The following is a 6,167-nucleotide window of genomic DNA, read 5'->3' on the forward strand; positions in this document are numbered from 1 at the left end:
TGTGGCCATTAATGAAGTTTAATAAAATTCATCACATAGCAATCATTTGTACTAATTATGAAAAGTCGAAGGATTTTTATGTACGGATTTTAGGGATGAACCCTATAAGCGAGGTTTATCGAGAGGACAGAGATTCCTATAAGCTGGATTTAGAAATAAATGGACAATATCAGATTGAATTGTTTTCATTCCCAAACCCTCCAGCACGGCCAGGCTACCCTGAAGCTGCCGGTTTAAGACATATTGCCTTTGAAGTGGACGATATTGAGGAGGCAGCAGCCTACTTTAAAAAACACCAAATAAATGTTGAGGCGATTCGAATCGATCCTTTAACCAACAAGAAATTCACCTTCTTCCCCGACCCAGACGGACTGCCAATCGAACTCTATGAGAAATAAACAAAAAGAAGAGCAGGAGACCATAACCAATCGTTCACCCTGCCCTTCTTTTTTAATTTGTCCGCGTGGAATGGACAATTTAGCCTAACTGTCCACGAGCGGTGCCTGACACCATTAATGACACCATTAAATGAACGTCACTATTAAACAGCTAGTATCTCGGCAGGCCGTATTCTTGTGGGGACCAGGTGCCATAGCTGCTCAATGTGTAGGGGTTTATATTCGGTCCATATCCTGGGTAACCGACATTTCCGAGAACGGGATAGCCGCCAGCACCCGGAGCATAGCCGTAAATTCCACCACCCGGCCCAGGGACGTAACCTGGGAAGCCGCCATAGCCGCCAAATCCTCCAGTTCCCATGCCTCCAAGCAGTCCAGAGCCTAAATATCCCAAACCAAGACCCAGGAGCCCTTTACCAACTTGACCAAGACCTAAATGGGAATCGGTATGGTGTCCATAGTGATGGCCCCCATGATGGTTGTCCTCATAATGATGTTGTGCATAGTGATGGCCCCCATGATGGTTGTCCTCATAATGATGTTGTGCATGGTGATGGCCCCCATGATGGTTGTCCTCATAATGATGCTGTGCATGGTGATGAATTCCATGATAACTCTCTACGGGCATTCTATAAGGATAATACATACGATCTCCTTTCTCCTCATAATCATAATTAGCCTATGTACCCTTTTAGATAATTCTTGGGTTTGTGCCCATATTATTAGAAATTGGTGAATTCTTCTCCCCTTGAAAGGATGTCCAAAATACGTCTCAAGTCCTAGTTTTCTTTCCGTTTGAGGTCTATGGCGGGCAGGAGTTTTTTCATGTATTGTGGAAGTAGTAGATGGAAATCATTTCTTTTGGTACAAATTACAAGAATGTGAAACATTCTATTGATTTTATTCGTATGAATATAAAGGAAACCTAGTCAGGAGTCGATTTTTATGAACCCTATCCTTTCATTAATCATTCGTTCATTTGTGGCTGTCCCTGTCACCGTTTTAACCGGGTTAATCAGCTATTTAGCGCTTGATCAGTACTTCCTGCCATCCCTGGGCTATGCGATTGCGGGCGGTGTTTTAACCCACCTAATACTTGGGCTGTTCATGAACAAGAACTTTCTAAAAAAGCATCAGCTTTCAAGCAAGGAATACCGCTACATTAAGAAGAATTTAAAGGAAGCCAAGCGAAAAATCCATCGCTTGAATAAAAACCTTTTCACCATCCGTGATATTTCGTCTGTAAAGCAGAGAATCGATATCCTAAGAATCACCAAAAAAATACACAAAATGACATTAAAAGAGCCGAAGCGTTTTTACCAGGCGGAGCCCTTTTATTTTTCTCATCTGGATTCCGTGGTGGAACTGACCGAGAAATATAACTTCCTATCCACTCAGCCGAAAAAAAGCATGGAGCTGGACCAGTCCTTAATTGAAACACGCCGAACCTTAAATGAAATGACACGGGTCTTGGAAGAGGATTTATACCACGTCATATCGGATGATATCGATACTTTAAATTTCGAAATAGATGTCGCAAAGCATACAATCAAAAAACAAAAGGACTCTAAATTTCCTGAAGAGAATAGGTGGCTAAAATGAGCGAAAACAACCCAATTCAGCCCAACACATCGGGCAACTTATTAGATGATATCCTTGCTAATCCCTTTGGCGACGGACACGCGCCATCTAAAAGCCCGATCCCGCAGACAGGGGAACCAAAGCCGGTCAAGTTAATTGACGTCATTCCAGAGGAGCACCGGGCAAAAGCGTATCAGATTGCCGAGCAAATTGATCCCGCCAACCATCAGGCGATGATTCAATACGGCACCCAGGCCCAAGGCAAGCTCCTCAGCTTTTCGCACACGATGCTCGAGCACGTTCAGAAAAAGGATGTAGGCGAAATCGGAGACATAATCAGCGACTTAATGAAGCGCCTGAATGAAGTGAATCCGGATGATCTAAAGGATGGGAAGCCATCCTTGTTTGCGCGTATGTTTGGAAAAATTTCCGGCTCCATACAGGAGGTTCTCTCTAAATATCAAAAAACTGGGGCGCAAATTGACCGAATCAGTGTGAAGCTTGACCGCAGCAAAAATGTCCTATTGTCTGATATCAAGCTGCTTGAGCAGTTATATGAAACGAATAAAGAATATTTTCACGCCTTGAATGTCTATATTGCGGCTGGGGAAATCAAGCTTGAGGAAATGAATGAAAAAATTATCCCGCAGTTAAGACAAGCGGCACAGGCTTCCAATGATCAGATGAAGTTTCAAGAGGTCAACGATATGATTCAATTTGCCGACCGCTTGGATAAACGGCTTCATGATTTGAAGCTGAGCCGGGAAATTACGATTCAAAGCGCACCGCAAATCCGCCTGATTCAAAACACGAACCAGGCATTAGTGGAAAAAATTCAATCGTCGATCATGACCGCCATTCCTCTTTGGAAAAACCAAGTGGCCATTGCCTTAACATTAATCCGCCAGCGTCATGCGGTGGAGGCACAAAAGCAGGTCTCCAAAACAACAAATGAACTGCTGTTAAAAAATGCTGAAATGTTAAAAACAAATACGATTGAAACAGCGAAAGAAAACGAGCGCGGCCTTGTTGATATTGAAACACTTAAGAAGACCCAGGAAAACCTCATCTCCACACTCGAAGAAACTTTGCGAATTCAAGAGGAAGGCCGCCACAAACGCCGAGCTGCTGAACAAGAACTTGCCACAATGGAAAACGACCTAAAAATAAAATTATTAGAGATAAAAGGAAAATAACACAAAAGAGGTCTCCAGATGGAGACCCCTTTTACTTATTAACAGGCACAGTGTGATAGTACTCCTCGAGGGTAATGTCACGAGACATGATTTTTTTAGCCATCGTTTTTCCGACATAGCGAAGATGCCACGGCTCGTAGGTATAGCCGGTGATGGCACTCTTTCCTTTCGGATAGCGGATAATAAAGCCGTAATCAGCGGCATGCTTCTGAAGCCATTTTGCCTCTTTTGTTCCTCCAAAGCATTCCTCAGCCGCACACCTGCCATCCCCGCCAGTCACATCAATGGCAAGCCCAGTTTCATGCTCGCTTGTTCCGGGAACCGCACTATAGGTTGATGCTTTTTCATAGCCATCTTGCTTTACATAGCTATTGAACAAAGCCGTTTGAGCAATGTGTGAACGATAAGCCGAAACACCTAAAAGATTTACACCCTGTTTTTTAGCGCCTGTAAAAAGTTTTTCAATCGCGGACGCCGCTGCCGCACGCATTTTTCGCTTCTCGGATTTTTCTTTAAAAATAAACGGGATATTCGCATCCACTAAATCCTCAGGCGAATAATTTTCCGGCAATTTATGCTGTTTATTGACAAGAACGGGGATACTTTCTGGATTGGCGACAACAGAGATACTATCCAAGGATTGTGAGCGGGTCTTGTTCGTAGATGATGATGGTTTGTTCAAAGCGATATTTTCCTCTTCCTGGGCAAAATGAAATTTTTCCATGCAGCCTGCTAACATCAAAGCCGTCAGGAGAAGACAAAAAGTAAGGGACCATAATTTTAACATGAATAACTTCCTTTTTTTTAAAATTAAATCCTGTTATCATCATGGACACTATTAATAGACTTAAAACCTCACAAGTCCTATTTAGAAACAATCATCCTAGCGGAAAATAGAAAAATTACCCACCTGTTGGGTCCTAAGACACTTTTCATTTATAAATTTGTTGGATATATTTTTGATAAACACATAAATCGTACGAAACGGCAAAGCCATTGAAAAGTGGTGACGCAAAACTAAAGGGGCTAATGTTTAACGACGATGCTAGCCAGTTACCGAACACGACGTACTCCTGCGATTTATGTAAACCACAATTGGGGGGTTATCATGTGTTGAAAATGTTTATTCGAGGCAAATATTTTTATCATTTAATCCAGTACCGTCACAACGAAATCCTGCAGCAGGATTGCCTTGATGAGGAATTAAGAATGAAGTTAAGGGTGAAATCAAGCTACCATAATAGCAAGGCCGTGGAGCTAGGGGCAAAAATGTAATCGTTATCAAAAAAAGCCTGGGATTCCAGGCTTTTTTTATGAGAACCTTTGTACAAAGTTACAGCAGGAACAGGCACGTCCAAGCAGTCTTTTCGTTACATGATGTTCATAATAAATTTCTTCAAATCCGCAAACAGGGCATTCAATTATGTGGAAAATTCGTCGTTCTCCTAAAATGGCATCTAACAAAATCTCAAAATCCATCCTCTTGCCCCCTACTAGTTTTTCTTTTAAGATAGCAAATGATAGACGTGAAAAAAGACGGATATTGTCAAGTGGTTTGTGAATGTTATCGACATTATTTGTCATAGTTTCCTATCTTGTAGGCCATCCTAAAAATAAAAGAGGAGGGCTGTTAAAATGAAAAAAGATGAGGATAAAATAAGCGATGGCTTAAATCAAATATTTGAAATCATCAATGCAAAAGGCGATACGGGCGAGCTCAAGGAAATCGTTGATCAAAACGATTCCAGCGAGAATAACCCTTCCACCACATAATCAGAAAAGCCAAAAGACCTAGATACTGTTCTAGGTCTTTTTTATGCGTGTTGTGGACAAATCAACGTGTTAATGTGGATACCTGAACATATTTTGTGGATAAACCTCTGGAAAAAGTGGATAAGTTTAACAAGATTGTGGATACGAAAGTGGATATTAATCGGATAATTATAGTTATGCACATAATTTGTGTATAAAAGTCTGAAAAGTGTGGATATATTGCGGTGAAGTGTGGATAGCAATCCTATAACTGTTGGTAACTGCCTTAAAACCTGTGAATAAACCAGCAAGACTTTTTGCCTATTCAGTCATTATCATCCAAATGCCAAACCACTGGTTAGGGCTTCTCGAGCCAACAGCCGGGGAGATCCACCTGTTTAAACTCGAACCTCATGAAAAGCAAGTCCGCGAAAAAATCGAGACGAGGGATATCCGAATTGAACGCGGCAAGCTGGAGGAAGCATTCGAACAATTACCGGGTAACACCAAGGACGCTATATAAGATGAAAGTATTTCAAATGCAATGTAAAACAGAGATTATTCGGGTGTTAAGGAATTGCTATATCGTGTTTTGGTCGCTGGTGATGCCGATTCTTTTCTATTATATCTTCACGAATATTGTCAATACGAATGCACCGGACAAGGCACAGTAGCAGGCGTATTACCTCATGTCGATGACGGTATTCAGTGTGATGGGCTCATCGATGATGACGCTTGGAATCAGGATGGTGCAGGAGCGTTCGTAAGGCTGGTCAACATTTATTCGAATTGGTGTAAAAGGACTTTAGTTCGGGGAACTATGATTTTTACACAACAATCACTTGTGACTATTTTTAATCCTGAATATAGGTAAACTATTGTATCTACTACGTTTTTTTATATTATCATAAATTATTTTTAAAAAGGTATTGACCAATCTATTAATCTCCTGTAATATAGGAAAAGTCGTCAGCGAGGCGATGAAAGATAAATAAAAAAGTTGTTGACTTTAACAACTTGAAATGTTATCTTGATATAGTCGTCTTTGAGCGGCAGATTGTTCTTTGAAAACTAAACAAACAAAAACGTCAACAAACAATAATATTCGTTTCTTTTTGAAACGAAGCCAACGTTTTATTTTATGAGCTAATCAACTTTCTTGGAGAGTTTGATCCTGGCTCAGGACGAACGCTGGCGGCGTGCCTAATACATGCAAGTCGAGCGAGACTCTTCGGAGTCT

Annotated in this window: 9 protein-coding genes, 1 rRNA gene, 1 pseudogene and 1 riboswitch; of the genes and pseudogenes, 8 read left to right on the plus strand and 3 right to left on the minus strand. The window is 41.3% G+C overall.

Features of this window, described 5'->3' with window-relative positions; all coding sequences use genetic code 11:
- The first annotated feature begins 11 nt into the window (after positions 1–11).
- Positions 12–398 carry an SMU1112c/YaeR family gloxylase I-like metalloprotein gene (gloA2, locus tag LC455_RS22685; protein WP_223594258.1) on the plus strand — a complete coding sequence of 129 codons (387 nt, stop codon included), beginning with the start codon at positions 12–14 and terminating at the stop codon, positions 396–398.
- Between the two features lie 151 nt (positions 399–549).
- Here the strand turns inward: gloA2 and LC455_RS22690 are convergent, their stop codons facing one another.
- On the minus strand, positions 550–1,044 hold the full coding sequence (locus tag LC455_RS22690; RefSeq protein ID WP_223594259.1) for a hypothetical protein: 495 nt from the start codon (positions 1,042–1,044) through the stop codon (positions 550–552).
- Between the two features lie 299 nt (positions 1,045–1,343).
- Between LC455_RS22690 and LC455_RS22695 the strand changes: the two genes are divergently transcribed.
- Together LC455_RS22695 and LC455_RS22700 are read left to right on the plus strand one after the other, a co-directional pair.
- A complete protein-coding gene (locus LC455_RS22695) occupies positions 1,344–2,000 on the plus strand; it encodes a 5-bromo-4-chloroindolyl phosphate hydrolysis family protein (protein ID WP_223594261.1) in 657 nt (218 codons plus the stop codon).
- The gene (locus tag LC455_RS22700) at positions 1,997–3,175 is read left to right on the plus strand and encodes a toxic anion resistance protein (protein ID WP_223594266.1); all 1,179 of its coding nucleotides are present in this window, start codon (positions 1,997–1,999) and stop codon (positions 3,173–3,175) included. The genes LC455_RS22695 and LC455_RS22700 overlap by 4 nt, the downstream gene beginning before the upstream one ends.
- A gap of 31 nt (positions 3,176–3,206) precedes the next feature.
- On the opposite strand, the gene LC455_RS22705 is transcribed toward LC455_RS22700, so the two are convergent.
- Positions 3,207–3,962, minus strand: a complete 756-nt coding sequence (locus LC455_RS22705) for a M15 family metallopeptidase (protein ID WP_223594268.1) — start codon at positions 3,960–3,962, stop codon at positions 3,207–3,209.
- A 189-nt stretch (positions 3,963–4,151) separates the two neighbouring features.
- A riboswitch (cyclic di-GMP riboswitch) is annotated at positions 4,152–4,236 on the plus strand.
- 49 nt (positions 4,237–4,285) lie between these two features.
- On the opposite strand from LC455_RS22705, the gene LC455_RS22710 reads away from it, so the two are divergent.
- Complete coding sequence (locus LC455_RS22710; RefSeq protein ID WP_223594270.1) at positions 4,286–4,450, plus strand: hypothetical protein; 165 nt, start codon at positions 4,286–4,288, stop codon at positions 4,448–4,450.
- 36 nt (positions 4,451–4,486) lie between these two features.
- Here LC455_RS22710 and LC455_RS22715 read toward each other — a convergent pair whose 3' ends face one another.
- Positions 4,487–4,654, minus strand: coding sequence for an acyltransferase (locus tag LC455_RS22715; protein WP_223594271.1), 168 nt, complete (start codon positions 4,652–4,654; stop codon positions 4,487–4,489).
- Positions 4,655–4,810: 156 nt separating this feature from the next.
- Between LC455_RS22715 and LC455_RS22720 the strand changes: the two genes are divergently transcribed.
- The 4 genes and pseudogenes from LC455_RS22720 to LC455_RS22735 all read left to right on the plus strand — a co-directional run.
- On the plus strand, positions 4,811–4,948 hold the full coding sequence (locus LC455_RS22720) for a hypothetical protein (protein ID WP_223594273.1): 138 nt from the start codon (positions 4,811–4,813) through the stop codon (positions 4,946–4,948).
- A gap of 253 nt (positions 4,949–5,201) precedes the next feature.
- Entirely contained in the window at positions 5,202–5,450 is a 249-nt protein-coding gene (locus tag LC455_RS22725; protein WP_223594274.1) for a hypothetical protein, read from the plus strand.
- Between the two features lies 1 nt (position 5,451).
- Positions 5,452–5,691 (plus strand): annotated as a pseudogene (locus LC455_RS22730) (ABC transporter permease); the annotation flags it as partial.
- A 392-nt stretch (positions 5,692–6,083) separates the two neighbouring features.
- Positions 6,084–6,167, plus strand: a 16S ribosomal RNA gene (locus tag LC455_RS22735); the annotation flags it as partial.

The organism is Neobacillus bataviensis (assembly GCF_019969725.1).

Excerpts from the sequence above, each read along its gene's own strand:
- gloA2 (WP_223594258.1), top strand. The coding sequence starts at position 12 with ATGAAGTTTAATAAAATTCATCACATAGCAATCATTTGTACTAATTAT.
- LC455_RS22690 (WP_223594259.1), bottom strand. The coding sequence starts at position 1,044 with ATGTATTATCCTTATAGAATGCCCGTAGAGAGTTATCATGGAATTCAT.
- LC455_RS22695 (WP_223594261.1), top strand. The coding sequence starts at position 1,344 with ATGAACCCTATCCTTTCATTAATCATTCGTTCATTTGTGGCTGTCCCT.
- LC455_RS22700 (WP_223594266.1), top strand. The coding sequence starts at position 1,997 with ATGAGCGAAAACAACCCAATTCAGCCCAACACATCGGGCAACTTATTA.
- LC455_RS22705 (WP_223594268.1), bottom strand. The coding sequence starts at position 3,962 with ATGTTAAAATTATGGTCCCTTACTTTTTGTCTTCTCCTGACGGCTTTG.
- LC455_RS22715 (WP_223594271.1), bottom strand. The coding sequence starts at position 4,654 with ATGGATTTTGAGATTTTGTTAGATGCCATTTTAGGAGAACGACGAATT.
- LC455_RS22720 (WP_223594273.1), top strand. The coding sequence starts at position 4,811 with ATGAAAAAAGATGAGGATAAAATAAGCGATGGCTTAAATCAAATATTT.